General features: G+C 59.9%; 21 protein-coding genes. 8 read left to right on the forward strand and 13 right to left on the reverse strand.

Annotation, left to right across the window (positions count from 1 at the left end):
• Window positions 1-67: 67 nt before the first annotated feature.
• On the forward strand, window positions 68-1,915 hold the full coding sequence (locus AO268_RS29015) for a polyurethane esterase (protein WP_076960937.1): 1,848 nt from the start codon (window positions 68-70) through the stop codon (window positions 1,913-1,915).
• A 44-nt stretch (window positions 1,916-1,959) separates the two neighbouring features.
• Here the strand turns inward: AO268_RS29015 and AO268_RS29020 are convergent, their stop codons facing one another.
• On the reverse strand, window positions 1,960-2,184 hold the full coding sequence (locus AO268_RS29020) for a YgdI/YgdR family lipoprotein (RefSeq protein ID WP_076960938.1): 225 nt from the start codon (window positions 2,182-2,184) through the stop codon (window positions 1,960-1,962).
• A 188-nt stretch (window positions 2,185-2,372) separates the two neighbouring features.
• On the opposite strand from AO268_RS29020, the gene AO268_RS29025 reads away from it, so the two are divergent.
• Together AO268_RS29025 and AO268_RS29030 are read left to right on the forward strand one after the other, a co-directional pair.
• Entirely contained in the window at window positions 2,373-4,022 is a 1,650-nt protein-coding gene (locus tag AO268_RS29025; protein ID WP_099170647.1) for a VRR-NUC domain-containing protein, read from the forward strand.
• On the forward strand, window positions 4,019-6,271 hold the full coding sequence (locus tag AO268_RS29030; RefSeq protein ID WP_099170648.1) for an ATP-dependent DNA helicase: 2,253 nt from the start codon (window positions 4,019-4,021) through the stop codon (window positions 6,269-6,271). Before AO268_RS29025 ends, AO268_RS29030 begins: the two co-directional genes overlap by 4 nt.
• A gap of 41 nt (window positions 6,272-6,312) precedes the next feature.
• Here AO268_RS29030 and AO268_RS29035 read toward each other — a convergent pair whose 3' ends face one another.
• Entirely contained in the window at window positions 6,313-7,263 is a 951-nt protein-coding gene (locus AO268_RS29035; RefSeq protein ID WP_076960941.1) for an alpha-E domain-containing protein, read from the reverse strand.
• 2 nt (window positions 7,264-7,265) lie between these two features.
• Window positions 7,266-8,675 (reverse strand): circularly permuted type 2 ATP-grasp protein, encoded by a 1,410-nt coding sequence (locus AO268_RS29040; RefSeq protein WP_099170649.1) that lies wholly within the window; start codon window positions 8,673-8,675, stop codon window positions 7,266-7,268.
• A gap of 375 nt (window positions 8,676-9,050) precedes the next feature.
• On the opposite strand from AO268_RS29040, the gene AO268_RS29045 reads away from it, so the two are divergent.
• On the forward strand, window positions 9,051-9,596 hold the full coding sequence (locus AO268_RS29045; RefSeq protein ID WP_076960943.1) for a hypothetical protein: 546 nt from the start codon (window positions 9,051-9,053) through the stop codon (window positions 9,594-9,596).
• Window positions 9,597-9,638: 42 nt separating this feature from the next.
• Here the strand turns inward: AO268_RS29045 and AO268_RS29050 are convergent, their stop codons facing one another.
• On the reverse strand, window positions 9,639-10,082 hold the full coding sequence (locus AO268_RS29050) for an Lrp/AsnC family transcriptional regulator (protein WP_076960944.1): 444 nt from the start codon (window positions 10,080-10,082) through the stop codon (window positions 9,639-9,641).
• A gap of 131 nt (window positions 10,083-10,213) precedes the next feature.
• Between AO268_RS29050 and AO268_RS29055 the strand changes: the two genes are divergently transcribed.
• Both AO268_RS29055 and AO268_RS29060 read left to right on the forward strand, forming a co-directional pair.
• A complete protein-coding gene (locus tag AO268_RS29055; RefSeq protein WP_076960945.1) occupies window positions 10,214-11,104 on the forward strand; it encodes a DMT family transporter in 891 nt (296 codons plus the stop codon).
• Between the two features lie 103 nt (window positions 11,105-11,207).
• Complete coding sequence (locus AO268_RS29060; protein WP_076960946.1) at window positions 11,208-12,707, forward strand: hypothetical protein; 1,500 nt, start codon at window positions 11,208-11,210, stop codon at window positions 12,705-12,707.
• A gap of 73 nt (window positions 12,708-12,780) precedes the next feature.
• Here AO268_RS29060 and AO268_RS29065 read toward each other — a convergent pair whose 3' ends face one another.
• The 3 genes from AO268_RS29065 to AO268_RS29075 all read right to left on the reverse strand — a co-directional run bounded on the left by AO268_RS29065 (window position 12,781) and on the right by AO268_RS29075 (window position 15,784).
• Window positions 12,781-14,784: a peptidase U32 family protein gene (locus AO268_RS29065; protein ID WP_099170650.1), complete on the reverse strand. Its 2,004-nt coding sequence runs from the start codon at window positions 14,782-14,784 to the stop codon at window positions 12,781-12,783.
• Window positions 14,785-14,856: 72 nt separating this feature from the next.
• Window positions 14,857-15,231, reverse strand: a complete 375-nt coding sequence (locus AO268_RS29070) for a RidA family protein (protein WP_076960948.1) — start codon at window positions 15,229-15,231, stop codon at window positions 14,857-14,859.
• Between the two features lie 67 nt (window positions 15,232-15,298).
• On the reverse strand, window positions 15,299-15,784 hold the full coding sequence (locus tag AO268_RS29075; RefSeq protein ID WP_099170651.1) for an Lrp/AsnC family transcriptional regulator: 486 nt from the start codon (window positions 15,782-15,784) through the stop codon (window positions 15,299-15,301).
• Window positions 15,785-15,982: 198 nt separating this feature from the next.
• Here AO268_RS29075 and AO268_RS29080 point away from each other — a divergent pair, with 198 nt between their 5' ends.
• Both AO268_RS29080 and AO268_RS29085 read left to right on the forward strand, forming a co-directional pair.
• Window positions 15,983-16,999 (forward strand): 1-aminocyclopropane-1-carboxylate deaminase, encoded by a 1,017-nt coding sequence (locus AO268_RS29080; RefSeq protein ID WP_099170652.1) that lies wholly within the window; start codon window positions 15,983-15,985, stop codon window positions 16,997-16,999.
• Between the two features lie 39 nt (window positions 17,000-17,038).
• Window positions 17,039-17,503 (forward strand): transketolase, encoded by a 465-nt coding sequence (locus AO268_RS29085; RefSeq protein WP_076960951.1) that lies wholly within the window; start codon window positions 17,039-17,041, stop codon window positions 17,501-17,503.
• Window positions 17,504-17,565: 62 nt separating this feature from the next.
• On the opposite strand, the gene AO268_RS29090 is transcribed toward AO268_RS29085, so the two are convergent.
• From AO268_RS29090 to AO268_RS29115, 6 genes are read right to left on the reverse strand one after another with little or no spacing between them, the layout of a single operon-like run.
• Window positions 17,566-18,750 (reverse strand): type III PLP-dependent enzyme, encoded by a 1,185-nt coding sequence (locus AO268_RS29090; RefSeq protein ID WP_076960952.1) that lies wholly within the window; start codon window positions 18,748-18,750, stop codon window positions 17,566-17,568.
• The gene (locus AO268_RS29095) at window positions 18,747-20,516 is read right to left on the reverse strand and encodes an IucA/IucC family protein (RefSeq protein ID WP_099170653.1); all 1,770 of its coding nucleotides are present in this window, start codon (window positions 20,514-20,516) and stop codon (window positions 18,747-18,749) included. Before AO268_RS29095 ends, AO268_RS29090 begins: the two co-directional genes overlap by 4 nt.
• Window positions 20,513-21,655 (reverse strand): MFS transporter, encoded by a 1,143-nt coding sequence (locus AO268_RS29100; protein ID WP_099170654.1) that lies wholly within the window; start codon window positions 21,653-21,655, stop codon window positions 20,513-20,515. Before AO268_RS29100 ends, AO268_RS29095 begins: the two co-directional genes overlap by 4 nt.
• Entirely contained in the window at window positions 21,640-23,409 is a 1,770-nt protein-coding gene (locus tag AO268_RS29105) for an IucA/IucC family protein (RefSeq protein WP_257154478.1), read from the reverse strand. The genes AO268_RS29100 and AO268_RS29105 overlap by 16 nt, the downstream gene beginning before the upstream one ends.
• On the reverse strand, window positions 23,406-24,602 hold the full coding sequence (locus AO268_RS29110) for an ATP-grasp domain-containing protein (protein WP_099170656.1): 1,197 nt from the start codon (window positions 24,600-24,602) through the stop codon (window positions 23,406-23,408). Before AO268_RS29110 ends, AO268_RS29105 begins: the two co-directional genes overlap by 4 nt.
• A 23-nt stretch (window positions 24,603-24,625) precedes the next feature.
• The gene (locus tag AO268_RS29115) at window positions 24,626-26,731 is read right to left on the reverse strand and encodes a TonB-dependent receptor family protein (protein ID WP_099170657.1); all 2,106 of its coding nucleotides are present in this window, start codon (window positions 26,729-26,731) and stop codon (window positions 24,626-24,628) included.
• Between the last annotated feature and the right edge of the window lie 15 nt (window positions 26,732-26,746).

Genomic DNA, 26,746 nt, shown 5'->3' on the forward strand with positions numbered 1-26,746 from the left:
TCCCACAGCAACAGCATTCCAACTGTTTTGGCTTTCTCGACAATTCCAACAAAAGAGAGGCAATACCATGGGTGTCTATGACTACAAAAACCTCACCACCGAGGACTCCAAGGCACTGTTCGCCGATGCCATGGCGATCACGTTGTATTCCTACCACAACCTGGATAACGGCTTTGCCGTGGGTTATCAGCAAAACGGCTTCGGCCTGGGCTTGCCGGCCACCCTGGTACAGGCATTGATTGGCAGCACCGACGCCCAAGGCGTGATTCCCGGCATCCCGTGGAACCCCGACTCGGAAAAGGCCGCCCTCGACGCCGTGCAAAAGGCCGGCTGGACCCCCATCAGCGCCAGCACCCTCGACTACGGTGGCAAGGTCGATGCGCGGGGTACATTTTTTGGTGAGAAGGCTGGCTATACCAGTGCCCAGGTGGAAGTCCTGGGTAAATATGACGACGCCGGCAAACTGCAGGAAATCGGCATCGCCTTCCGTGGCACTTCAGGGCCCAGGGAGAATCTGATCCTCGACTCCATTGGCGATGTGGTCAACGACCTGCTGGCTGCTTTCGGCCCTGCGGACTATGCAAAAAACTACGCGGGCCAAGCGTTTGGCACCCTGCTGGGCAAAGTCGCCGCGTATGCCAGCGCACAGGGGCTGAGCGGCCAGGATGTGCTGGTCAGCGGCCATAGCCTCGGTGGCCTGGCAGTCAACAGCATGGCGGACTTGAGCAACACCACCTGGGCAGGGTTCTACCAGGACGCCAACTACGTGGCCTATGCCTCGCCGACCCAGAGCAGCGGCGACAAGGTGCTGAACATCGGCTATGAAAACGACCCGGTTTATCGAGCCCTCGATGGCTCCTCGTTCAACCTGTCGTCCCTTGGGGTGCACGACCAACCCCATGCCTCCAGCGCCGATAATATCGTCAGCTTCAACGACCACTACGCCTCGACGCTGTGGAACATCCTGCCGTTTTCCATCCTCAACCTGCCGACGTGGATCTCCCATTTACCCACGGGCTATGGCGATGGCATGGGCCGTATCCTTGAATCGTCGTTCTATGACCTGACCAGCCGTGATTCGACGATCATCGTCGCCAACCTGTCCGACCCGGCTCGCGCCACTACCTGGGTCCAGGACCTCAACCGCAACGCCGAAGCCCACAAGGGCAGTACGTTTATTATCGGCAGCGACGGCAATGACCTGATCCAGGGCGGCCGGGGCAATGACTACCTGGAAGGCCGGGCCGGCAACGATACCTTCCGTGATGGCGGTGGCTACAACATCCTGCTGGGCGGCAAGGGGTTCAATACCCTGGACTTGCAGCAGTCGCTGAAAAACGTTGAGGTGGCCAACGATGGCGCAGGCACCCTGTACATCCGCGACGGCCAAGGTGGCATCAGCATGACTCGCGATATGGGCGCGATAGTGAGCAAGGAAAGCTATCTGTTGCTGTTCAGCAAGGACGTGACCCACAGCGTGACCGACCAGGGCCTGCTGGCGGGCCGCGACCTGACGGCCTACGCCGCGTCGCTCAAGGGCGATGCCGGCGCCAATGCGCTCAAGGCCGGCGATGGCGGGCAGTGGTTGTTTGGCCTGGACGGCAATGACCACCTGATCGGCGGCAAAGGCAATGATGTCCTGGTGGGCGGGGCCGGCAATGATCTGCTGGAAGCGGGCGGCGGGCGCAATACCTTCCTGTTCGACGGCGACTTTGGCCAGGACCGGATCCTGGGCTTCCAGTCGACGGACAAGCTGGTGTTCATGGGGGTAGCGGGGGTGAACGGGCAGTACAACTACCTCGACCATGCCAAGGCGGTGGGCAGCGATACGCTGCTGACGTTCGGCGATAATTCGGTGACGTTGGTGGGGGTAGGGCTTGGCAGCCTGTCGGCGGAGGCGCTGGTTATCGCCTGAAATAATCTGCAGGAGCCGCCAGGCCGGCTCCTGCAGGTCATCGCTCAATCTTCCTTGCGTACGGTCGCGACATCCGCCGCCTTGACCCGCACGCGCTTGCCGGCGATATCGGTGAATTCGTAGAAACCATCCGGCGTCTTGGCATTCGGCGTGTCAGTGGTCAGGTACTGAGTACCGTTCTGCAAGGTCACGACGGTCGGCGTCGAGCAGCCGGCCAATGCCAGAAACGTCAATACAGCCAGCGGCAGGCCCCAGTTCTTCATGTTCATAACCCTTACTCTCATTCTGCGAAAACCCCGTGCTCAACGGCTGGGGGCATCAAATGTTACGCGGATCCACCCCCATCTGATCATTTTTATGCAAAAAGTTGCGTGCGCCACTGATCTATTAGCGATTGCAACGCGGGCCTGGCAACGGCAATCTGTATGCATAACCAGTAGTTATCCAAGTGCCTGTCATGTCCAATCCCCTCGAAGACCCGTTTTACTACCTGCATAACTTCCAGCAAGTGCTCGACTGGCTGGGGCAGCGCTATGCCGATGTGCTCGATGCGCAAGAGCAGCGCTTTATGACGCAGTTCGCCCAGGTGCCGCAGCCGGCCCAGGCGCTGCTGGTGCGCATGGTCATGCGCAAGGGCGTACATTTTCGGGCCAGCAAGCTCAACTACGTCGAGATCGGCGCGGCCGAGGCTGCCGTGCGGCCACTGCTGGAACAGGGTTGGGTCAGCGAGCAGGGCCTGTTGTCGCTGGACGAGGTGTGGGGGCAGTTGCAAAAAGGCGAGGTGCTGCAGGCGTTCAAGCCCTGGATCGAGCAGCCCAGGGGCAAGAAATCCGATTGGCTGCCCGGCTTATCGAGCCAATTTACCGAGCCGCAGACATTTGCCCAGTGGTGCCCGCACCTGGAGGACCGGCTGTACAGCCTCACGGTAATGGACCTGTGTGATCGCCTGCGCCTGATGTTCTTCGGCAATCTGCACCAGGACTGGTCGGAGTTTGTGTTGGCGGACCTGGGGATCTACACCTACGAGAAGGTCGAGTTTTGCGCCGAGTCCCGTGGCCTGCGCCATCGTGACGATGTGCATGGCCTGCTGTTCCTGCACCAATGCCAGCAGGCCTTCGAGGCCGGTGAACCGCTGGAGGAGGTGCTGGCGCAGATTGCCACGTTGAACACCGATAACCCCTGGCTGGAAAAGCGCCGGGCCAAGCTGCTGCTCCAGGTCGGCCTGCACTGTGAACGGCTTGCCGAACTGGACCTGGCCGAGGTGATCTACCGCGATTGCGCCTACCCCGGCGCTCGCGCACGGCTGATTCGGGTGCTGGAACGCCAGGAGGATTTCGCCCAGGCGCTGGGCCTGGCCCTGGAGGCCCAGGCCGCCCCGCAAAGCGCGGCCGAGCAGCAGCACCTGTTGCGGGTTTTGCCCCGGTTGCGGCGCAAGCTGGGCGAGCCGGTGCAGCCCAAGGCCAAGCCCCCGCTGATCCAGCGCCTGGACCTGGAACTGCCATTCCCACAGCCCGTGACCGCTGTGGAGCTGTGCGTGCAGGCGCACCTGGGGGATGACGCTGGGCCGGTGCACTACGTCGAGAACACCCTGATCAACTCGCTGTTCGGGCTGCTGTGCTGGCCGGCGATCTTCGCGCCGTTGCCCGGTTCGTTCTTCCACCCGTTCCAGCGCGGGCCGGTGGATTTGCACAGCGAGGACTTCCCGCAGCGCCGTGCCGAGTTGTTTGCCGCCTGCCTGGAGCAATTGCACGACCAGCGCTACAAAACCACGATCCGCCAGCGCTACGCCGAAAAATGGGGGATCCAGTCGCCCTTTGTGTTCTGGAATGGGTTGAGCGAAGCACTGCTGGACCAGGCCCTCGATTGCCTGCCCGCCGCGCACCTGCGGCACTGGTTCGACCGGCTGTTGCTGGATATCCGCGCCAATCGTGCCGGGATGCCGGACCTGATCCAGTTCTGGCCGGCGCAAAAAACCTACCGCATGATCGAAGTCAAAGGCCCCGGTGATCGCCTGCAGGACAACCAACTGCGCTGGCTGGCGTTCTGTGCGGAGCACCAGATGCCGGTCACCGTCTGTTATGTGCGCTGGGCGGAGCAGGGCGCTTGAGCTACACCGTCGCCGTACGGGCCTTGTGCGAGTTCACGGCCAAGGTCGGTGACCTCGACCTGCGGTTTACGCCGTCGCCCAGTGCCCAGGAAGGCATGCTCGGCCATCGTACCGTGGCCTCCCGCCGCAGCACGAACTACCAGAGCGAAGTAGCCCTGGAAGGGCACTACCAACAACTGACCGTGCGCGGCCGTGCCGATGGTTATGACCCGGATCGCACGGTGCTGGAAGAGGTCAAGACCTACCGTGGCGACCTGGATGCCCAACCGGCCAACCACCGGCAACTGCACTGGGCCCAGGCCAAGGTCTACGGCTGGCTGATGTGCAGCCAGCTGGGCCTGTCGCAAATAGGCCTGGCGCTGGTGTATTTCGATATTGTCAGCGAACGCGAAACCGTGATCAGCCAGGTGTGCCCCGCAGATGAGCTGGAGCGGTTCTTCAAGCGGCAATGTGCGTTGTTTCTCGGCTGGGCCGAGCAGCAGGCGCAACAGCGCCAGGCCCGCGATGCCGCCGCCACGGCCCTGGCCTTTCCCCACGCGGGCTTTCGCCTGGGCCAGCGCAGCCTCGCCGAATCGGTGTACAAGGCCGTCAGTACCGGGCGCTGCCTGATGGCGCAGGCGCCCACGGGGATCGGTAAAACCATTGGCACGGTGTTCCCGATGCTCAAGGCCCTGGCGCCGCAGCAGTTGGACAAGCTGTACTTTCTGACGGCCAAGACCCCTGGCCGCCAACTGGCGCTGGATGCGGTGCAGGTGCTGCACGCCAGCGCCGACCTGCCATTGCGCGTGCTGGAGCTGGTGGCGCGGGACAAGGCCTGCGAGCACCTGGACAAAGCCTGTCACGGTGATTCGTGCCCATTGGCCAAAGGCTTTTATGATCGCCTGCCGGCTGCGCGCGAAGCGGCGGCCAAGGTCCGCCTGCTGGACCAGCGCAACCTGCGCGAAGTGGCGCTGGCCCATGGGGTGTGCCCCTATTACCTGAGCCAGGAAATGGCGCGCTGGTGCGACATGGTGGTCGCCGACTACAACTATTACTTCGACTTTGGCGCGCTGCTGTTTGGCCTGGCCCAACTTAACCAGTGGCGGGTCGCGGTGCTGGTGGACGAAGCCCATAACCTGGTGGAGCGGGGCCGGGCAATGTACAGCGCTGACCTTGATCAATTTGCCCTGAAGACCTTGCGCGACACCGCCCCCGAACCGTTGCAAAAGCCGTTGCAGCGGCTCAACCGCGAGTGGAATGCGCTGCACAAGGAGCAGGTCACGGCATACCAGGCCTATGCCAGCAAACCGGACAAGCTGTTGCAGGCCCTGGCCCTGTGCACCCGCGCCATGGGCGAGTATTTCAACGATCACCCGCAGGCACTTACGGGCGAGCTGCAAGGCTTTTACTTCGAGGCCTTGCAGTTTGCCAAGGTGGCGGAGCTGTTCAACGAACAGTTTATTTTTGATATCAGCCAGCGCGCCCCGCTGGCCAAGCGCCGCTTCTCGCGTTTGAGCCTGCGCAATGTGGTGCCGGCCGAATTTATCCGCCCCCGCTTGACGGCGGCCCGCAGCAGCGTGCTGTTTTCCGCGACCCTGAGCCCCCGGCACTACTATGCCGACCTGCTGGGCCTGCCGGCGGACACCGCGTGGGTCGACGTAGAATCGCCCTTTGAGGCCGCGCAGTTGCAGGTGCGCATCATCGACCGCATCTCCACGCGCTTTGTGCATCGCCAGGCGTCCCTGGCGCCTATTGTCGCGTTGATCGCCGAGCAGTTTGAGCGTGCGCCGGGCAACTACCTGGCGTTTTTCAGCAGCTTCGATTACCAGCAGCAAGTGGCCCAACTGCTGGCCGAACGACATCCGTCGATTCCCACCTGGCATCAATCACGGGGCATGACCGAGGCCGAGCGCCAGGCCTTCCTTGAGCAGTTCACCCAGCACAGCCAGGGCGTGGGGTTTGCGGTGCTGGGCGGGGCGTTCGGCGAGGGTATCGATTTGCCCGGCGCGCGCCTGATCGGGGCCTTTATCGCCACCCTGGGCCTGGCGCAGCTCAATCCGGTCAACGAGCAGATGAAGCTGCGCATGGGCGCGATCTTCGGTGCGGGGTATGACTACACCTACCTGTATCCCGGGATCCAGAAAGTGGTGCAGGCGGCCGGCCGGGTGATTCGCACCCAGCAGGACCAGGGGGTGGTGATGCTGATCGATGACCGCTTTGCCGAACCCAACGTGCGGCCGTTGCTGCCGCGCTGGTGGTCGGTGACCTGAGATATTTGCTCCTTGCCCGCTCCCACAGGGGAGACGGGGGCTTACACCACCTCCAGGTACGAGCTGTGGATCGCCCGCGCCAGTTCGCGCACGGTGTCGATAAACTCGGTCAGCCGGCTGTGCAGGCCTTCTTCGAGGATCTCGTCGATACCGGTGTAGCGCAGCCGCGCTTCAAACTCCGCCGCCAGGCGCTGGGCCGTGCGGCCGTAGCTGCCCGGCAGGTCGGCGAGAATATGGCTCAACTCCTCGACACACGCATGCAACGAACGCGGCACATCGCTGCGCAACAGCAGCAGCTCCGACACCGAACGTGCATTCAGCGCATTGGGGTACAGCTCGGTGTAGGCCTCGAATGACGACAAGGCCCGCAGCAGGGCGCTCCACTGGTAGTAGCCACGGGCGGACAGGTCGCTGACTTCTTCGGACTCTTCACCAAACATTTCATAACGCGCATCCAGCAGGCGCAAGGTGTTGTCGGCACGCTCGACAAAGGTGCCCAGGCGGATAAAACGATAGGCATCGTTGCGCATGATGGTGCCGGACGTGGCGCCACGGAACAGGTGGGAGCGCTGCTTGACCCAGTCACAGAAGTGGCTGATGCCATGGCGCGCCAGGCCGCCGGCGGCGATGCTGCGCATTTCCAGCCAGGTGGCGTTGAGGTTTTCCCACATGTCGGCGGTGATCCGCCCACGCACGGCATGGGCATTGCCCCGGGCGGCGCGCAGGCAGTTGTAGATACTGGCGGGGTTTTCTTCGTCGAGGGCAAAGAAGTGCAGCATGCGCTCGGCGTCCAGTTGTTGATGGCGCTCCAGATAGCTGTCCAGGGTGCCACTGCTGAGCAGCGACATCGCCAGTTCGTCCAGGCCATCGCTGCGCCCAGCGTGTGGCATCAGCGACAGCGAATAGCTGACCTCCAGCATGCGCGCCAGGTTTTCCGCGCGCTCCAGGTAGCGCGACATCCAATACAGATCTGCGGCGGTTCTACTCAACATACTCAGCCCTCCACCACCCAGGTGTCCTTGGTTCCGCCGCCTTGCGACGAGTTGACGATCAATGAGCCTTCACGCAGCGCCACCCGGGTCAGGCCACCCGGCACCAGGCGCGTCTCCTTGCCCGACAGCACGAACGGGCGCAGGTCGATATGCCGTGGGGCAATGCCGTTTTCGACAAAGGTCGGGCAGGTGGACAGGCTCAGGGTCGGCTGGGCGATATAGGCATGGGGCCGGGCCTTGATGCGTTGGCGGAAGTCCTCGATCTGCGCCGCCGAAGCGGCCGGGCCTACCAGCATGCCGTAGCCGCCAGAGCCCTGGGTTTCCTTGACCACCAGCTCGGGCAAGTGCGCCAGTACGTGGGACAGTTCGTCCGGCTTGCGGCACTGGAATGTCGGCACGTTTTGCAACACCGGTTCTTCATCCAGGTAGAAACGGATCATCTGCGGCACATAGGGGTAGATGGATTTGTCGTCGGCCACGCCGGTGCCGATGGCATTGGCCAGTACCACGTTGCCGGCGCAGTAGGCGGCCACCAGGCCCGGTACGCCGAGCATGGATTCGGGGTTGAAGGCCTGGGGGTCGAGAAAGGCGTCGTCGATGCGCCGGTAGATCACATCCACGGCTTTCGGGCCATCGGTGGTGCGCATGAACACCTTGAGGTCGTGCACGAACAGGTCGGCCCCTTCGACCAGTTCCACCCCCATTTCCCGGGCCAGGAACGCGTGCTCGAAAAACGCGCTGTTAAAACGCCCCGGGGTCAGCACCACCACATTGGGGTTGTCCAGGCGGCTGGCGCTTTTCAGGGTCTTGAGCAGCAGGTTGGGGTAGTGATCCACCGGCGCGATGCGCTGCTTGGCAAACACCTCCGGGAACAGGCGCATCATCATCTTGCGGTCTTCGAGCATGTAGCTCACGCCGCTGGGTGTGCGTAGGTTGTCTTCGAGGACGTAGTAGGTGCCATCGCCATCGCGCACCAGGTCGACGCCGGAAATGTGGGAGTAGATGTGGCGGTGCAGGTCCAGGCCGACCATGGCCTTCTGATAGCCTTCATTGCCGAGGACTTGATCGGCGGGAATGATCCCGGCCTTGATAATGCGCTGGTCGTGGTAGATATCGGCGAGGAACATGTTCAGCGCATTGACCCGCTGGATACAGCCGCGTTCGATCAGGCTCCACTCACTGGCGGGGATGCTGCGCGGGATGATATCGAAAGGGATCAGGCGCTCGGTGTCTTGCTCGTCACCGTACAGGGTGAAGGTGATCCCGGCGCGATGGAACAGCAGGTCGGCCTCACGGCGGCGCTGGGCCAGCAGCTCCGGCGGGGTGTTGGCCAGCCAGCGGGAAAATTCCTGGTAGTGCGCACGGCATACACCCTGTGCGTCATGCATTTCATCAAAGAAAGATCGAGCCATTCCAATTACCTTGTCAATGCCTGGGCAAACGCGACAGGCACTGCCGCTTTAGAAAACGCATTGTTATAAGCCCGTGGCTTTTGGCGCCAACGGACCGGGTCCTTACTTTCTTTTGGAGTCGGCTCTGAGTCGGGGGGTAACAGTTGCTCCTGTGTTCACCTGGGCAGGCAGGCGGTTACAGGAGTAAAGCAATGGCTGTGCCGGAACCGCGTTTATAGGGGTTACACGGTATGTCAGCCTGTTACTGGGCCGGCCTGCACAAGTGCGGTGCGCGAACGGTGCAGTATTGGCGCCATAACGGTGCGGGTGATTGGCCTGAACTTCGCGCACCACCGGCTCTTCTAACGGGATTACGCACCGTAAGGATCACCGATTGTGCCCAGGATCATCTCCCCGCAAAGCCCGGAGTCGGCGCTGACCGACCACAGCGAACACAATGCCAAGATCTTCGGCTCACCCAAGGACCGGCTGGATTTCTACCGCCGGGAAATCCAGTACGAAACCACCATCCTCGCCAACCGCACCGATGCCTACCTGACGGCGCAGTCGTTTTTGGTGATCGCCTTTGTGTCGTGTATGGGCAACCTCAACCCCGAGTGGGGCAAGCTGTTTACCCTGGTGGTGCCACTGCTGCTGGCGATGCTGGGCGTGTTCAGTTCGCTCAATGCCTGGCCGGGCATCCGGGCGGCCTACGACATCATTGATCACTGGCACTTCAAGCAGAGCGAATTGTTGCGCAGTGAGCCGGTGATGGGCCTGGCCTACGATGAATCGCCGCTGTTCTGCGAGACCGAGTCGTCGCACAAGGGCTATCGCAAGTCATTGCTGTTCTCGGTGCGCACACCGTGGTTGTTCACGGTGTTCTGGATGCTGCTGGCGGTGTTTGCATTTTATATCCAGGTGGACAACCCCGGGGCGTGAGCCTTGATCAGCAGAGACTTCGGGCAACGAAGCCCCCCGGATCTAAGCGCCATCCAATGGCGGTAACCGACGCTTGAGCGGGGTTTTCTTGACGATGGCGGTGTTGGTCTCGGCATAGGCGTTGAGACGGTCAAGCAAGGTGTCCAGCTGGTCCATGGTGCGTACGTGCAGCCGTGCGATAAAGCAGTCGTCGCCGGTGACCTTGTCGCACTCGGTAAACTCCGGGATCGCCTGGATCTGCCGCTCCACTTCCTGCAATTGGCCGGGCAGGGGGCGGATGCGCACGATGGCTTGCAGCAAATAGCCAAAGTGTTTCGGGTCGATGTCCACGGTATAGCCCTTGAGCACCCCGCGCTCCTCCAGGCGCCTCAAGCGTTCGCCAACGCTGGGCGAGGACAGACCAGTAATACCCGCCAGGGTCTTGAGCGAGCAGCGCGAGTCGTCCATCAGGGCGGCGATCAGTTGTTGGTCGATAATGTCAATCATCCTTGGCTCCTTAGGGAAACCTGCTGTTTTGCCTAAAAAGAATAGGCAGTAACCACCTTCGGCCTTTTTCAGGCGCTGGAGGCGGATTGATGCAGATTGCCATAATTTAGCCTCATTCGAGGAGCTTAATCATGGACACATCCATACGTCGCGGGTCGTGGGAAATGGTCGGCGCCATGCTGATCTCCGGCACCATTGGCTGGTTTGTACTGGTGTCTGGCGTGCCGGTCATCGAAGTGGTGTTCTGGCGTTGCGTCATCGGCGCCTTGACCCTGTTGCTAGTGTGCTGGTGGCTAGGGTATTTGCGTAGCACTTGGTTGAACGGCTCGACACTTGGCTGGGCCATGTTGAGTGGCGTGGCGATCGTCGGTAACTGGCTGTTGCTGTTTGCCTCCTATGCCAAGGCGTCGATTGCGATCAGCACCGCCGTCTATAACGTTCAACCCTTTATGCTGGTGCTGCTCGCGGCGCTGTTTCTGGGCGAGAAAATCACCGTGCAGAAGCTGGCCTGGTTGAGCGTGGCCTTCGTCGGCATGCTCGCGATTGTCACCGCCCATGGCGAGCAGCAGGCCGGCGGGGCTCAGTACCTATGGGGTGTGGCGCAGGCATCAGGCGCAGCCTTGTTGTATGCCGTCGCTGCGTTGATTATCAAGCGCCTGAAGGCCGTGCCGCCCCATCTGCTGGCGCTGATCCAAGTAAGTACCGGTGCGGTGCTGCTGGTGCCGTTGGTGTCATGGCACAGCCTGTCGGCGCCCGTCGATGCCTGGGCGGTGCTGTTGACACTGGGCGTGGTGCATACGGGATTGATGTATGTGCTGCTCTATGGCGCGATTCAAAAGCTGCCGACGGCCTTGACCGGGGCGCTGTCCTTTATCTACCCGATTGCGGCGATCCTGGTTGACTGGATGGCCTACGGGCATCGCTTGGGCTGGGTACAGTGGCTGGGGGTTGCGGCGATTCTGCTGGCCGCGGCGGGGTTGCAGCGGGGTTGGTGGTGGCGGTCTAATAGCATTTTGCCTTAATGATAGAGCAAGCTGTTCAACTGCACCTGCACCGGTGCGCTATGAGCACCTTTTTAAACTTGAAATATGGAGCGTTATTTTGAACGTTACAGGATGTTGAATTATGTATCATCTTTTTGATTCTGAAAGGGTTTTATCTGAGGTAAAAAATACCGAGTTCTCTCGGCATAATGATTTTGCCAAGCTGCTGCTTTTATATATTGAAGATTTTTTTAATCTGGAGCCTGACTCGCTCGCACTGGATGTACGAGGAAAAGTAAAAGCCAGTATTGAAGTGTTGCGTCTATTGAGCAAAAAAGAGCTTCATCTGTTTTACATTGTCTTTCCTCCGGGTGAGGAGGGCGAAAAAATATTCTCTATCCTTGAGTGTGTAGGGCGTTTACGCTTTACCCAATGCTCATTTCTGGTTGGGCGCATTGAGTTAAAAAAACCCAAGGTATCCTTTTTTGATTGCGAATTTATTAGCAATTATGATGTATTGGATATGAATTTGAGAAAGGATAAGGCCTATGACGATTGTCTTTATCAAAGATGTGTTTTTCGTGGGAATGTCAGCTGTGGTAGTGATGAAAGGAAGGAAAGGCTGATCATCCGGCATTCGCTTTTTTCAGATTGTAAGTTCTTCGGGAGGGTGAGGTTTGAGAACGCTGAGCTGCAAGGCTACTTTGTTGATGGTGACCCTAGATACCCATCAAGTCTTTCCAGGCTAAAGGTCGAAAACTGCATTTTTCAGAATGGTTTTTATATAAATAGTCAAAAAATGGCGTACGCGTACTTGACGTCATGTGTATTTCAAGGAAAGTTTGAATTTAAACAGAATTCTGTAGATCGACTAATATTTGATAACTGCAATTTTAAGAAAATCTCTGATTTTTATGCTTCGTCCATTCGTAGGTTTACATTAAGGAAAAGTATATTTGATACGTTTGTCGGTTTTGAAGAGTGTCATTTCGGTGTGTTGCCTGGTCCTCGGCGGCGCAGCATAACGCCTGAAATAGGCATTGGATTGGCGTGTTTCATTTATGTGACTTTTTTGGAGTTTGCGAGCTTTAGAGGTGCAAGGTTTAACGAAGGACTGGACCTTGAAAAAATAAATACAATTGAGCAGCCGAATTTTCATCGCGTTTTTGTTAGCTTTGCGGAGACTCCAAGAGAGACTTTCAGGATGATAAAACATGCCTTGGACAGTCATGGGGCACACATTGAAGCAAATAAATTCTTTGCATTGGAAATGAAGCGTCGTAAGCATGAATTTTTACGCAGTCGGTTTACGGCAGATAGATTGATTTATGCCATAAATCATCGGGCCTCCGATTTTGGGCAAAGCTATTTGTTGCCGGTAATGTGGATTTTTGTTTTTGCATTATCGTTCTATGCCCTGTGTAAAGGCCAGCAAAGCAATATGCTTTATAAGATATACCCGCCAGCTAACGAATTTATTGCTGCATTTACAGAGGTTTTGAATGAAATCGCTTCTAGCGTGATTCCGTTCAAACAGTTTTTGCGAACAGGAATGGAGTTTATTAGCCTGATATTTTATGTGGTTTTCGCGGTTTTGATTTGGCAGGTGATTGTTGCATTAAAACGCATGATCAGGCGTTGATATGGCTATAGCGATATTGATGATTACTCACCGAAGAGCGCGGCAAGTATCTCCGCGCTCTATCGTCAAGGCCTTAGTGCGGCGCGCGCGGGATGGTCTTGAGCAGGTCCGCCGGGCTGATATGCCCCACAACCTGCTGCTGCACACCGCTGCCCGGCAACGGCAGGTCGAGGATATGCCCCTTGATCTTGCCCACCACATGCATTTCGCACGGCTTGCAGTCGAATTTCAGGGTCAGTACTTCATCGCCGTGAATCAGTTGCATCGGCGCGACCTTGGTGCGCACGCCGGTCACGCCCTTGGCCTGCTTGGGGCACAGGTTGAAGGAGAAACGCAGGCAGTGCTTGGTGATCATCACCGGCACTTCACCGGTTTCTTCGTGGGCCTCGTAGGCCGCGTCGATCAACTTCACACCATGACGATGGTAGAAGTCGCGGGCCTTCTGGTTGTAGACGTTGGCCAGGAACGACAGGTGCGACTCCGGGTACACCGGCGGCGGCGAAGTTTCGGCTTTGCGGCCACCCCGGGGGTGGGCCTCGACACGGGCCACCGTCAGCGCCTCGATCACATCACGGCGCAAGGCCTTGAGTTGCGAGTTGGGAATAAAGTACGCCTGCGGCGCATCCAGCTCGATGGCGGTGGCGTGATACTGGGTGGTGCCCAGTTGGCCAAGCAGGTCACGCAAGGTGTCCAGTGCCTGTTCCGGCTTGTTGGCCACGCCGAACGGGCCGGGCAGGGTGGTGCTGGCGCTCACGCCTTCTTCACTGGTGGCGGTCAGTTGCAGCTGGTCTTCGCGCAGGCTGGCCTGCCAGGCCACGCCAACCCGGCGCTCGGCCGAGGTCTTGAGCAATGCTTGCTGCCAGTTATGGTCCAGGTTGCGGTTGAGCGGGTGATTGGGCCGTAGCGGGTGCAGGCCCGCCGGCATTTCGTTGGGCTCGACCCGGTAGCGATAGCGCTTTTCGCCGTCCTCTTCAAACTCACCCTTGGGCTCGGCGATATTGGCGCGAAACCCCACGACTTCACGCTTGATCAGCACGTTGAGGCCATCACCGTTGGACAGCGGCTCGTGGGTGATCACCTGCAAGTCGCGCTTGCCGGCTTTTTCCACCACGCCTACCGGCAGGCCGGTAAAGGTCGGGGTGTCGAAGGCGCCGATATCGATCTTGCGGTCACTGACGAAGTAGTCGGTGCTGCCGCGGTGGAAGGTCTTTTCCGGGTCTGGCAGGAAGAAGTGCGCGGTGCGGCCGCTGGAGGCGCGGGCCAGGTCCGGGCGGTCTTCGAGGATCTCGTCCAGGCGCTGGCGGTAATAGGCAGTGATGTTCTTCACATAGCCCATATCCTTGTAGCGGCCCTCGATCTTGAACGAGCGCACGCCGGCGTCCACCAGGGCGCGCAGGTTGGCGCTCTGGTTGTTGTCTTTCATCGATAACAGGTGTTTTTCAAAGGCCACCACGCGACCCTGGTCATCCTTGAGGGTGTAGGGCAGGCGGCAGGCCTGGGAGCAATCGCCACGGTTGGCGCTGCGGCCATTTTGCGCGTGGGAAATATTGCACTGCCCGGAAAACGCCACGCACAACGCGCCGTGGATGAAGAACTCGATGGCGGCATCGGTCTCATCGGCAATCGCGCGGATTTCCTGAAGGTTCAGCTCGCGGGCCAGCACCAGTTGGGAGAAGCCGGCCTGGTCGAGGAACTTGGCCCGGTTCAGGGTGCGGATGTCGGTCTGGGTGCTGGCATGCAGCTCGATGGGCGGGATATCCAGTTCCATCACCCCCAGGTCCTGGACGATCAGCGCATCCACGCCGGCATCGTAAAACTGGTGGATCAGCTTGCGCGCCGGTTCCAGTTCATCGTCATGCAGGATGGTGTTGAGGGTGGTGAACACACGGGCGTGGTAGCGACGGGCGAATTCCACCAGTTGGGCGATCTCGCTCACGTCGTTGCAGGCGTTGTGGCGCGCACCGAAGCTCGGGCCGCCGATGTACACGGCGTCGGCGCCGTGCAGGATAGCCTCGCGCGCGATGGCGACATCGCGGGCAGGGCTGAGCAATTCCAGATGATGTTTGGGCAAGGACATAGTTTTTTTAGTCAGGCTTGTCACGGTTGAGGTGCGCATTGTAGCTGCGATTTGTCTGATAGTGCGCCGGACTTATCCCTGGGCCGCCATCGCCGTGACTTCAACCCGCATGCCTTCGACCGCCAGCGCCGCCACGCCAACCGCCGCGCGGACCGGCCAGGGTTTGGCGAAGAAACGCTTGTACACCTCGTTGAAAGCGGCGCGGTCGGCCATGTCGGTGAGGTAGATCGTCAGGTGCATGACCCGGTCCATGGTGCTGCCGGCACGCTCAAGGGCCACCTTCAGGGCTTGCAGGGTGCATTCGCTTTGCGCAGTGATATCGCCCAGTTCCAGGCTGCCATCAGCGCGCACCGGGATCTGCGTGGAGACCAGGATGCCGTTGAAGCCGATGACGTCAGAGGAGATGGAATCGGGGTCGAGGTCGGGGGTGTAGTCGAGGTGGGACATGGCGGTTCTCTTATGCAAAAAGTGGATCAGGCCGGCAGTTTAACCGGGCGCAACCTGTGTTGGAGCGTCAAAGAGGAATGTGGGTGGTCGACAAGACCTGGCGCAGCCCCATGAACGATCGGATCTGGCGCACCCCAGGCAGGTAAAGCAGTTGCTCCGCGTGGAGCCGGTTGAAACTGTTACTGTCCTTGGTGCGCAACAACATGAAGTAGTCGAACTCCCCGGTCACCACATGGCACTCCATGCAGCCGGACACTTTTTGTGCGGCCGCCTCGAATGCCGCGAAAGATTGCGGTGTAGAGCGATCCAGCACCACGCCGATCAAGACCACCATCCCCGCATCCAGCGCTACAGTGTCCAGCAGAGCGACGATGCCCTTGATCAGGCCGGCTTGCTTGAGCCGTTCGACGCGCCTGAGGCAAGCCGGCGCACTCAATTTCACCTTCTCTGCCAGCGCCACGTTGGAGATGGAGGCATCTCGCTGCAGAGCCTTGAGAATAGCGCGGTCGGTTCGATCCAGTGGCTGTGGCGTTGAATCTTTTATTGCGTTCATGGTGATTAATTCGCAATTAAATTAGGTTTGATTTTTATAATAAGAAATTATGTTTCTTTAAATAATAAAAGATTGCAACACATGTTTTTAGAAATTTTCTTACTATTGAACTCATCGAAGCCTGCCTGAAAGAACCTGGAATGCAACCTTTGCCGTTCGGCCTGGCGCTTGGATATCCAATAATCAAGGAGCAGAGTCATGAACTTGAATCGTTTTGAACGTTATCCGTTGACCTTCGGCCCTTCGCCCATCACGCCCTTGAAGCGCCTCAGTCAACACCTGGGGGGCAAGGTCGAGTTGTATGCCAAGCGTGAAGACTGCAACAGTGGCCTGGCCTTCGGCGGGAACAAAACGCGCAAGCTCGAATATTTGATTCCCGAAGCGATCGAGCAGGGCTGCGATACCCTGGTTTCCATCGGCGGCATCCAGTCGAACCAGACCCGCCAAGTGGCCGCCGTTGCCGCTCACCTGGGCATGAAGTGTGTGTTGGTGCAGGAAAACTGGGTGAACTACAGCGATGCCGTGTATGACCGGGTCGGCAATATCGAGATGTCCCGCATCATGGGGGCGGACGTCCGACTGGACGCCGCCGGGTTCGACATCGGTATTCGGCCCAGTTGGGAGAAGGCCATGAACGATGTGCTGGAGCGGGGTGGCAAGCCATTCCCGATACCGGCGGGTTGTTCCGAACATCCCTACGGCGGCCTTGGGTTCGTCGGCTTTGCCGAGGAAGTGCGCGAGCAGGAAAAACAACTGGGGTTCACGTTCGACTACATCGTGGTCTGCTCCGTGACCGGCAGTACCCAGGCCGGCATGATCGTCGGTTTCGCCGCAGACGGCCGCTCGAAGAACGTTATCGGCATTGATGCCTCGGCCAAGCCAGAGAAAACCAAGGCACAGATCCTGCGTATCGCCCGGCACACTGCCGAGCTGGTGGAACTGGGGCGTGAGATCACCGAAGACGACGTCGTGCTCGATACACGCTTCGCCTACCCGGAATACGGATTGCCCAACGAAGGCACGCTGGAAGCCATTCGTCTATGCGGGAGCCTGGAAGGCGTGCTGACCGATCCGGTGTACGAAGGGAAGTCCATGCACGGGATGATTGAAATGGTCCGCCAGGGTGAGTTCCCCGAAGGCTCGAAGGTGCTTTATGCGCACTTGGGCGGGGTGCCTGCACTGAATGCCTACAGCTTCCTGTTTCGCAACGGCTGATGACCAAGCTGCTCCTACCAAACCGCCGGGAGTATCGCCATGCATGGGATCACGCAATTTGCAGTCTGGATCAAGGCGCCTTCGGCGGATGTCGCTGTGGTGATCGTGACCAGCGCCACATTGCCCCAATACATGATCGACAGGCTGCACGTGGCTATTGATGAGTGGGACCAGGTAGCTTATTTGGCCGTCAAGCAAGCCGCGGCGTTGAGGGCCGACTGGTTGCGGGACGGGTCCAGCCCGCAGCCCTCTGCTGGGGGCTACGTGTGCCATGCCAGCCAACTGTTGCGCTCGGTCTCCCACGGAAGCTTTTTACTGGATGTCGAAATGGGCACGGATCCCGGTATGACTTGGCTGGGATCCGTCTGCGGTCACCCGTTGCGCGTTGTCGAACTTGGAGCAATCGCGTCCTCAACTGTGCAGATGGATCGACAAGTGGAGGCGGTGTTATCGGCGACCCGGTGTCTGGCGAAAAGCGTGCTGCAGGCACGTGGGGTCATTTGACTGATGTCCTCGCAGCGGTAGTTTAACGGGGAAGAGGCGAAAGTTCGGGGGCTGACAAACCATCAGCCCTCGATAAAGACTTTCAACGGTGGTTCGTGCATCAGAAAGTTCTGGTGCGAGATGTTCCAGGCATAGGCACCCGCGAGGGTGAACACCAACAAGTCGCCAATCGCCAGTTGTGCCACCGGCTGCTGCCTGGCAAGAACGTCCTTTGGCGTGCACAGTTGCCCCACCAGGGTGATGGTTTGATTGCTGATCTGGGCCGGCCGAGGCCCCCGCAGTACCGTGAATGGATGGTCATGGCCTTGAGCCGCAGGTGTGCGAAAGTGGTGAGTGCCGCCGCGGCCGATGGCAAAAAGTTCGCCGTGGCTGCTTTTGATGTCTAGCACCTGCATCACGTAGTAGCCACAGGCGGCGCTGACGAAGCGGCCAATCTCGAAACGTACGCGGGTCGCGCCCATGTCGTACTGATTGATCAGCGTCTGCAAGCCCTGACAGAAGCGTGGCCAGTCGAAGGACTGCGTTGCGTCCTGATAATTGATGCCCATTCCTCCGCCGACATTCAAGAGCGGCAGTTGCAGGTTGTGATCTGCGCACAGTTGGCGGAAGGTCAAGAAGTAGCTGCGGATCAATTCAAGATGGGCGTCGACATCCAACTGGTGCGACAGCAGATGAAAGTGCAGGCCCTTGAGTGCCAGAGACGGTTCTTCGCGCAACAACTGCAGGGCGCTTGCCAGACCGTCCTCATCCAGGCCGAACGGTGTGGGTTTGCCGCCCATGACCAAGCGGCTTTGCGGGGCCTGGGCCAGCTTCAGGTTCAGCCGCAGCATGACCGGAGCCTGCGTACCGCGTTCGCGGGCGATGCGTGCCAGGCTGCGCAGTTCGGTCACGCTCTCGACATGAAAGGCTGAGGTCCGGTATTGCAGGGCGATATCCAGTTCGTGATCGAGCTTGCCAGGGCCGCCAAAGATCAGCGGCTGGTCGGGGCACTGTTCATGCAGCCACGTCAGTTCGCCACCGGAGGCTGCCTCGAAGCCGTCCACCCACGGCGCGAGGGTTTTCAGCACCTGGGCTTCCGGGTTGGCCTTGGCTGCGTAGAACAATTCGCAGTTTTCCGGCAATACCTGGCGCATCGCCTTTATGTGACGTTCAAGGGCCGGCAGGTCGTAGACATAGGCGCATAAAGGCGCGTCGTGCTCAGCCCTGAGCTGCTGGATGCGTTGGGTAACGGCAACAGGAAGGCTCATGCGCGTTTCCTCTTTTCAAGCATCGCCAGCGGGCTGGGTAACCAGGTGTAACCCGCTTCGCGGTCGGCACGCATCATCAGGCGGGTCATGAAGTTTTCCTTGCTGGGGAAAGGTGCGCCGGCGCATAGCTCACGCAGTTCTGTCGGGTGGCCCAGGCGTGCGGATTGCACGTGCAGCAGGTCGCCGACCTGTGCCCACAGCTGCTGCTCCAGCGAGCCGCTGCCATTGGCCAGATGGAAGATCGCTTCGCCGAGATTGTTCACCAGTGCGCAGTAGCCCACTCGTTGCCAGGCCTTTTGCGCGCTGTAGTACACAGAGCTGCGGGTACGCTCATCCAGTGCGCTCAGTCGTTCGGTGGGCCAGATTTCAGGCACCAGCTTGGTGCCTTCCAGATCGCGAATCCAGACCTGGCTGGGTAGCCCGTTTTCAGCGAAACCGATGACGGTGTTCTGCAAGTGCGGCTCCAGCGCCAGGCCCTGACGGAACAGGCAATACAGCACGCCGCCGAGCATCAGGCCGGCATAGGCTTGCAGCCAGTCCAGCGTGGCTTGCTCAATGCTCAAGCCGGTGTTGTCGGCATAGCGCTGCAGCTGTGGGCGGCAAATACTGCGACCTTGCCGATCCCAGGTAAACAGCGCCATGGCCACTTGCGGTTGATATCGCTGGCGGTCAGCGTGGGGAAGGTTCTCCCGGTAAACGATACCGAAGCACTCGGTGACTTCTCGGGCCTGCTCCAGCGTACCCAGAGCACTGAGGTCCAGGCTGGTGGCGCTGGGCTCGGGCATCAGCCTGAAGCCGGGTTGTTGCGTCGCCAGCGCGTCCATGACCGGGCGGAGCAGGCGGGTGAGGGCGACGGCGCTGTCCAGTTCATACCAGGCGTTCTTGCGCACGCAGTTGGTCAGGCGCACGTGCATCGAGAACTTCATGAAATAGGCCATTTGCGGATGGTAGAGCGTGCGTACCGATGACGTCGGGTACATGGCCTGCCCCAGGGGGCCGAGGTATTCGATCAAACCCTGTTGTTGCGCACGCTGTACCAGCGGGTCGGCCAGCACGCGGGCGACTTCCCAGGGGTGGCATGGATAGGCATCGTCGCGCCCCGACAGTTGCTGCAGCGTGCTGCGCGGGTCCTCGCCCTGATGACGAATCAGCCTCGGGGCGACCTTGAACCAGTGCAATTGAAAGTGGGCTCCGACTTCCGGCGAGCAGGCCAGCAAATCATCATGGGAAATGCCCTCGCGACTTTTTGGCGTCGGATGCAGAGCGTGGCCCCACAGCTGGTGTTGTTCGGAGGCCAGCAGGCTGTCGGTGGCTTCGGTTGGGCGCGAGTGGCGCAAAAAGGTGCGGGTGATCTGCAAGCTGTTAGCGATCTGTTGCAGCAGCTCGCCAACGCGCTCGGCGCCACTCAGTGGGGTGCAGAGCAAGCGGGCCAGTTCGGCGGCACTCAGCGGTCGCCAGCTCTGGTGGTTGCCTTTGAAATAAGGGCCGCTGAGGTAATGGCAACGGCCCAGCAGGCTGCAGCGGTCGATGCGTACAATCAGCCGGCCACTGGGCAGGCGAATACTGATGCAGCGGGCGTTGGCCTGGCGCAGGCTCATCGGCAGATCCTGTGCCTGATAGTTCAGATTCGCTTCGTTGCGCGGCAAGGCGTATTCGCGCAAATAGCAATTGAGCAGGCATTCGATGGCATGTCGTTCGGCTTCACCATCGAGTACATGGTCATGCAGGGAGACAGTGTTCAGTGAGGTGGTCAGAGCAAGCGTCATGCTGGAATCTCCCGGGAGGCGATCAAGAGCGGACGGGCAAGCACCATGGCGGTGATGGCCGCCAGGCACGCAACGAGAAAGGGGGAGGCGATGCCGCAGGCCTGACTGACCAGCGCCGCAGTGATCCCGGCCGCGGTGCCGGCCCATTTGCCGCTGGAGTCGAACCAGCCAAACAGGCGGCCGGCGCTGCCTTTTTGGCTGCGCTGGCTCAGGCAGCGGTGCAGCCCGACAAAACTGAGCAGCATGCCGGCGCCGTTGAGCAGACGCAGGGCGAACAACGGCTCTGCCTGCACGCTCCAGAATTGCAGGGCGTTACTGATGGCCAGCAACGCCAGCCCCGGCAACAGCAGGTTGCCCCGATGTTTCTGAACCCAGGGCAGGGCCAGCAGGTAAACCAGGTGCGGCAGGCTGTAGAGCATGCCGATCAAGGCATCGTTGCCAATGTTCAGTTGCTCGCCGAAGGGTACGAAATAAGGGAAGGTAACGACCATCGCGAAACTGAACAGAAATTGCACTGCCAGTAATCGCGGCATGTCTTGCGGTAGCTCGCCCAAAGGGCCTGCTTTTTTGTTAGCCAAGGCGTGTCTAGGGGCGTCCTTGGGCAGCGGCAGGATGAGTACGAAAGCCAGCAGGGGTAACCAGGCCAGGTAGCGATACAGGCCTAACCCCAGACCCTGCGCGGTCAACAGCCCCAACAGGATCGGGCCACTGATCATCGCCAGGCGTGCTGAATACTGTGTCCAGTTCAGGGCGCGAGATAAATCGCCACCCTTGAACTGGGTCGACAGGTAGGCGTTGGACGCCGCCATTGCACCGCCAAAGGTGCCCTGGATGATCAACGCCAGGACAAATACCGTCAGATTAGGGCTGAAGCCGGCCAGCAGAAAACCCGCAAACAGTCCGGCATGCGCACGCAGCAACGACAGGCGACAACCGTTGCGATCGGCCCAGCGCCCCCACATCGGCGCCGCCAGTGCGGTGCAGAGGGTCGGCAGCACGAACAGCACACCAATGGCCCAGCCGGGTGTGCCAGGTGCAAGGTCGGTGAGGATGCGCGGCAGGTACAACGGAATCCCCAGTGCCGTAAAGGCCGACAGGTAATGCCCCAGCAAGACGCTGGTGATCAGGCGCCGTTGCATGCAGGCCCCTCCAGCAGGAAGTTGGCTGCGCTGTAGCCATAGAACTTATTGATGTCGCTGGCCCCGGAATGCGCCTTGCTGAACAGGCTGCCGGCGCTGAGCAAGTATTTGACCGGCAATTTCGGGCGGTCGAGCAGCCAGTGGTGTGCATCGTGACAATCGATGCCTTGCGCTTGGAGTTGTTGCAGGCATCCCATGAGACGCTGACGCAGCGTGCCGTACAGGCTGGACCGGGAGGCCAGGCCCGCAGCGGCTATCGCTTCCAGGATCGCAATGATGTTCAACTGCAAGGTAATGGTGCAGAACATCTCGGCCAGGGGCTGGCTGCTGTCGACGCGAATGCGCTCGTCTTGCAAGGCTGCCGGTAGGTCAGCAAGATCCGGGCACGCCGTCGAAAAGCGCTGCGGCCACAGGCGAGCGGCGTCGTTGTCCTTCATCAGCAGGCGTAATGGCTGACCTTGCTCGAACATCAAGACGGCGTTCTGCTGGTTGGCTTCCAGTGCGATGCCGTACTGCAGCCACAGTCGCAAATGGACCTGTAGCAACAGATCGAGATACTCCTCCAGCCAGTGTTGCAGCGAACCGCCATGGAAGCGCTCGACCAGTTGTTCGAGAAACAGGCGCCCGTCGGCAAGCGGGCTGGCCAGTGCGGCGACAGGGACCAGGGTGGTGTTCTCCAGCCCCGTCGGGTAACGGCGCACGATATAGGCCAGATGGCGACTTTCGGCGGCATGGCCACCGTGTTTTTCATCGACATGCAGATAACGTGAGGCCAGGGCGGGATCGCGCTGGGCCAAGGTCATCAGGGTGGTTTGGAACCAGTGGCCGTCGTAGAGGGTGCTGGGTTTTATCAGGCGTAGATTACGCGCGCCGAGCGTGCTGACCAGCAACGGCAATTTGATGTGCCACTGAGGTTGATGGACGCAGACCACTGTGCGCACGGACAACGTAGGCTCGACCTGCATGGCAGTGCGTGGCGCCTTGAATGTGCCTTCAGGCAGGCCGAATTGCTCCAGTTCGCCCCAGGTCAACGGGTGTACTGGCAGTAATAAATGGCTGTTTTTCAAGCTCGATGGCAAGCCGACTGCCGCGAAATCCGGCCAATGCGGCGGCTGTGAGCCGGTCAGGGTCAGCGCATGGCTGGGAATCGCCAGCCAGTTGAGTTCAAAGCGCGGCGCAAACTCTGGCGCGTAGCCTTTGAGCGCGGCGGCATCAAAGCCGCTTTTGGCCCGTGCCGTTGGATAAAACGGGTGATCCAGGTAACTGGCCAATTGATCGATCTTCAGCAGCCTCTGCGACCAGTCCTGCAAATCAATCGCGGCGCTCAGCATCGGCGCATGCTGGTGAAACGCCTGGTTGCACAGGGCTCGGTGTTCAGCCGCGCAATCGGCTTCTTGCAGATACGCCGCGAACAGGTTCAGGCTATCGTCATCCAGGCCGTGGCTCAGGTGGCCCAGCCAGAGCCGGTAGCCGTGTTGCACCTCGATGTGACGCTGCGGCGACACTTTGATCCAGGCCTCGCCCGTACCGATCCAGTCCTGTAGCGGATACGCCTTGGCCACCGGCAACCAGAGTTCGTCACCGCCCAGATGGGCGATTCGCAACCAGTGGGTATCGGGTTGCTGCGGCACGTATTGTCTCAGGTCTGGCGCAAGCGGACAAATCTGCCCTTGGCTGACAATCCCGCGGATATCTTCGCGCAGGCAGCAATCGATGATGCGTCGAGTCATGAACGCCTGGTCCTGCAGGCTCATACCACCACCCACTTCAGGTCGTGCAGGGTTGCATTCAACTGCGCTTCGAGACCCACGTCATCGGGGGCGATCAGTCTCAGTACGCCAATGTAGTCCTTGTTGGAGTGGCTGAGGGTGATGGTATCGCCGGTAGTGTGCAGTGCACGATAATCGCACCAATGGCCCTCACCCTCGATGTTGAAGCTGGCGCTGGCCTGATCCAGGCGCCCCGAACGGTCGGCTACCAGGTAGTGAACGGTTGCTGCGGCCTGGGCCGGCTGTGGGTCGGCCAGCTCGCCTCCCAGGTGCAGCGCGACAATGCGCTCGAACCAGCCCTGTGGCAGCAGCCGATCCAGCAGGAACTCGCGACCATCGCCGATGCTGCGGTAGTTGATTTCAACCAGCACCGGGCCTTGGGCGGTCAGAATGAATTCGCTGTGGCACACACCAAAACCGACCCCGAACGCGGCGACCTGAGCCAGCGCGGCGGTACGATGGGCGCGGCTCAGTGGCCCATCCCAACGAGCGGCAAGCTCTACGAAATGCGGCGGTGGCGAGAGGGTGACGTCAAAGCCGCCAATCACGTGCAGGCTGTGCCTGTCACCCAGGGTTTCGAGGGTGAACAGGGGGCCTTCCATGTACGCTTCCAGCAACAGTGCCCGGCCCGGTTGTTGTTGCCAGAACTGCTCGCAGTAAAGGCTCAGTTCGGCGGCGTTGTGACACAACCGGACATCCAGGCTGGCAACCCCTTCACGAGGCTTGGCAACTACTGGCCAAGGCGCATCGCTCGGCAGTTTGGCGTGCGGTGTGAGCACCTGAAACCAAGGGCCAGGCAAGCCCAGACGTTGCATGCGCTCGCGCATGACCGCTTTGTTCTTGGCCGCATAGCATAAGCGCCAGTCCTTGCCAGGGCACTCGAATGCCTCGGCCACTATCGCTGTGGCGGTCTGCAGGTGATCGCTGTTGGAAAACACGGCAACCGGTTGCAAGCCCTGACTGTTGAGCGTCTCGATGACCGCCAGCGGGTTGAACACATCACATTCGATAACGTGCACTTGTGCTGCGATCGGTGACGTGGCGAGCAGGCATCGGTGTTCCTGAGCATGGTCAGTAATGATCACGATCGGCAACCCGCGTTTGTGCGCGGCCGGCAGGAAACCCTCGAGAATGGCAGGGTGGACGACATGGGCAAGAATGACAAATGGCCGTTGCATAACAGTTTTCCTGGGATCGACGTTTAGAAGCGATAGTTGACGCCTAGAGTAAGCGAGCGTTCTGGCGCGGGCTGACGCCCCCATGGACTGGTATCGATGCCGCGGAAATAGTATTCGCGGTTGAACAGGTTGCTGACGCCGGCAGACGCGGTCAGGACGCTCTTGTTGCCCAGTTTGAACTCACGGGCAATGGCGGTGTTCCAGACCCAGTAGGCTGGCAGTTTGCCTACACTGGCAGTGGCATCTTCATTGCGCGAGTTGGCTGCATCGGTGTAAGCGCTGCTGACGTACAGGCCGTCAAGGTTGTAAGTCCAGTGCTCGGCAAAACGGTAACGGCCGTCAACCGTGAACTGATTGCGCGAGGAGTACGGGACTTCGTTGTCACTGTAGGTGCCATTGCGTTGCTTGGCATCGAGGTAGGCATAGCTGGCATGCAGGTCCAGATCGGGCAGGGCTTCTGGCGTCCAGAAAATCTCGGTTTCAAATCCCTGGTGACGTGTACTTCCAAGGTTGTTGAAGCGGTCGGTCGTGGCGTTGTAGGCGATCTGGTCATCGAAATCGATGCGATACAGATTGAAGTCGACGCGCATGCCGTCCCACGGCGTATAGCGCACTCCGGTCTCGTAGTTCCACGCCAACTCGGCGGCGACATCGCCTTCCTTGACGATCTGTGTGACTTGCGGTGGGCGCAGGGACTTCTGGGCATTGGCATAGACGTACCAGGCGTCGGTCGCCTGATAACCGACCGTCAAGCCCGGCAGCCACTCTTCGGATTTGTTCTCGCGCGAGAACCCGGTGATGCCATCGCCGTAATCCATACGAGCATTTTCATAGCGCACACCGGGGGTGATGGTCAGGCGGCGATCGAGCAGGCTGATGGCGTTGCTGAGGTAGAACGCACGGGCATCGTCATTGAACTTCCAGTCCCGGAACGGCGTCGTCACGCTGCTGGCAACGTTCTGGCGATTAACTTTGTAATCGATGTCTTCGCTGACATAACGGGCGCCCAGCAACCAGGTTTGGCCAACGGTGTCGCCATCGATGGTGGCACTGATGCGTGGCTCCGTGCCCCAGACCTTAAAGTTGCGGGGGCCGTCTTGTTTGGTGACCGCCGTACCGTTTGGGGTGAACGGCAGGCCGACCACGAAGTTGCGGTAGCTGTCGTGGGCGAAGTTGGTCCAGCTGAACTCTACCGTGTCGAAGGGGCCCATGGCGCCCAGACGCTGGGTGTAAGTACCCCAGACGCGATTGGTGTCGCCCTCGAAGCGGTCCAGCGGACGCGTCGATTGCCGGGGGTCCTGCTTGTAATCCTTCACGCTGAGGGCGCCGGCCAGGTCCATATCGGCTTTGTAGCGCTGGATACCGAAGCTCAGGTCGCGATTGTCATCAATGTTCCATTGGCCGCGCAGACGGTAGTTCTGCACATCGGTGTCAGAGTGCTCGCGACCGTATTCGCCACTCAGGGTGTTGATGTCCAGTTGCAGACCGAAGTTGTCGGTCAGGTAGCCGCCGGTGCCCATGTAGCTATCCCACAACTGGCGCCCGCCGGCGTTGAGGGTCAATTTCTCTTGCAACGTGGTTTCCCACTCGCGGGGAATCGGCTTACTGATGAAGTTGATCACACCGCCAACGTTGTTTGGACCATATTGCACGGCGGCGCCCCCGCGCACGATATCAATGCGGTCGACGGTGGCCATGGTCATTGGGAACAGTGACAAACCGGTCTGGCCGTAGGGTGCCAGTGCCAGTGGAATGCCATCCGACAAGGCTTGAATCCGGCCGCTACGGCTCTCGTACAGCCCGCGTACCGAGATCTGTGGCAAGGCGCCGGTGCCGGTTTCGTCAAAGATCTTGACGCCCGGTACCCGTTGCAGCGCATCGTCCAGACCGCGGGCACTGGCCTTTTCCAGGGCGCTGGAGTCGATAACGCTACGGCTGCCGGCATAAGTGCGCACTTCCTGATCGCTGGCCGTGCCGAGAACGTCTCCCTGAATCGTCATCGGCGCCAGGATCACGCTGCCCGTGGGGGCGGCGGGCAAGTCGGCTGGTTGATCCGCAGCCATGGCGCTGTGACAAATGCCCAACGTGATAAGGCTGAGGGAAAAGTGCAGTGAGGTTGTTGTTTTCATTGGACTATTTGTCTC

The sequence above is a fragment of the Pseudomonas sp. ICMP 8385 genome, assembly GCF_002699915.1.
GTDB lineage: Bacteria > Pseudomonadota > Gammaproteobacteria > Pseudomonadales > Pseudomonadaceae > Aquipseudomonas > Aquipseudomonas gessardii.

Bases quoted from the DNA above. Each gene is read 5' to 3' on its own strand.
- AO268_RS29075 (WP_099170651.1), bottom strand. From the start codon at position 15,784: ATGAACGCAATAAAAGATTCAACGCCACAGCCACTGGATCGAACCGAC.
- AO268_RS29025 (WP_099170647.1), top strand. From the start codon at position 2,373: ATGTCCAATCCCCTCGAAGACCCGTTTTACTACCTGCATAACTTCCAG.
- AO268_RS29015 (WP_076960937.1), top strand. From the start codon at position 68: ATGGGTGTCTATGACTACAAAAACCTCACCACCGAGGACTCCAAGGCA.
- AO268_RS29110 (WP_099170656.1), bottom strand. From the start codon at position 24,602: ATGCAACGGCCATTTGTCATTCTTGCCCATGTCGTCCACCCTGCCATT.
- AO268_RS29065 (WP_099170650.1), bottom strand. From the start codon at position 14,784: ATGTCCTTGCCCAAACATCATCTGGAATTGCTCAGCCCTGCCCGCGAT.
- AO268_RS29060 (WP_076960946.1), top strand. From the start codon at position 11,208: ATGTATCATCTTTTTGATTCTGAAAGGGTTTTATCTGAGGTAAAAAAT.
- AO268_RS29105 (WP_257154478.1), bottom strand. From the start codon at position 23,409: ATGAGCCTGCAGGACCAGGCGTTCATGACTCGACGCATCATCGATTGC.
- AO268_RS29035 (WP_076960941.1), bottom strand. From the start codon at position 7,263: ATGTTGAGTAGAACCGCCGCAGATCTGTATTGGATGTCGCGCTACCTG.
- AO268_RS29090 (WP_076960952.1), bottom strand. From the start codon at position 18,750: ATGAGCCTTCCTGTTGCCGTTACCCAACGCATCCAGCAGCTCAGGGCT.
- AO268_RS29115 (WP_099170657.1), bottom strand. From the start codon at position 26,731: ATGAAAACAACAACCTCACTGCACTTTTCCCTCAGCCTTATCACGTTG.
- AO268_RS29095 (WP_099170653.1), bottom strand. From the start codon at position 20,516: ATGACGCTTGCTCTGACCACCTCACTGAACACTGTCTCCCTGCATGAC.
- AO268_RS29020 (WP_076960938.1), bottom strand. From the start codon at position 2,184: ATGAACATGAAGAACTGGGGCCTGCCGCTGGCTGTATTGACGTTTCTG.
- AO268_RS29050 (WP_076960944.1), bottom strand. From the start codon at position 10,082: ATGATTGACATTATCGACCAACAACTGATCGCCGCCCTGATGGACGAC.
- AO268_RS29055 (WP_076960945.1), top strand. From the start codon at position 10,214: ATGGACACATCCATACGTCGCGGGTCGTGGGAAATGGTCGGCGCCATG.
- AO268_RS29100 (WP_099170654.1), bottom strand. From the start codon at position 21,655: ATGCAACGGCGCCTGATCACCAGCGTCTTGCTGGGGCATTACCTGTCG.
- AO268_RS29040 (WP_099170649.1), bottom strand. From the start codon at position 8,675: ATGGCTCGATCTTTCTTTGATGAAATGCATGACGCACAGGGTGTATGC.
- AO268_RS29070 (WP_076960948.1), bottom strand. From the start codon at position 15,231: ATGTCCCACCTCGACTACACCCCCGACCTCGACCCCGATTCCATCTCC.
- AO268_RS29085 (WP_076960951.1), top strand. From the start codon at position 17,039: ATGCATGGGATCACGCAATTTGCAGTCTGGATCAAGGCGCCTTCGGCG.
- AO268_RS29080 (WP_099170652.1), top strand. From the start codon at position 15,983: ATGAACTTGAATCGTTTTGAACGTTATCCGTTGACCTTCGGCCCTTCG.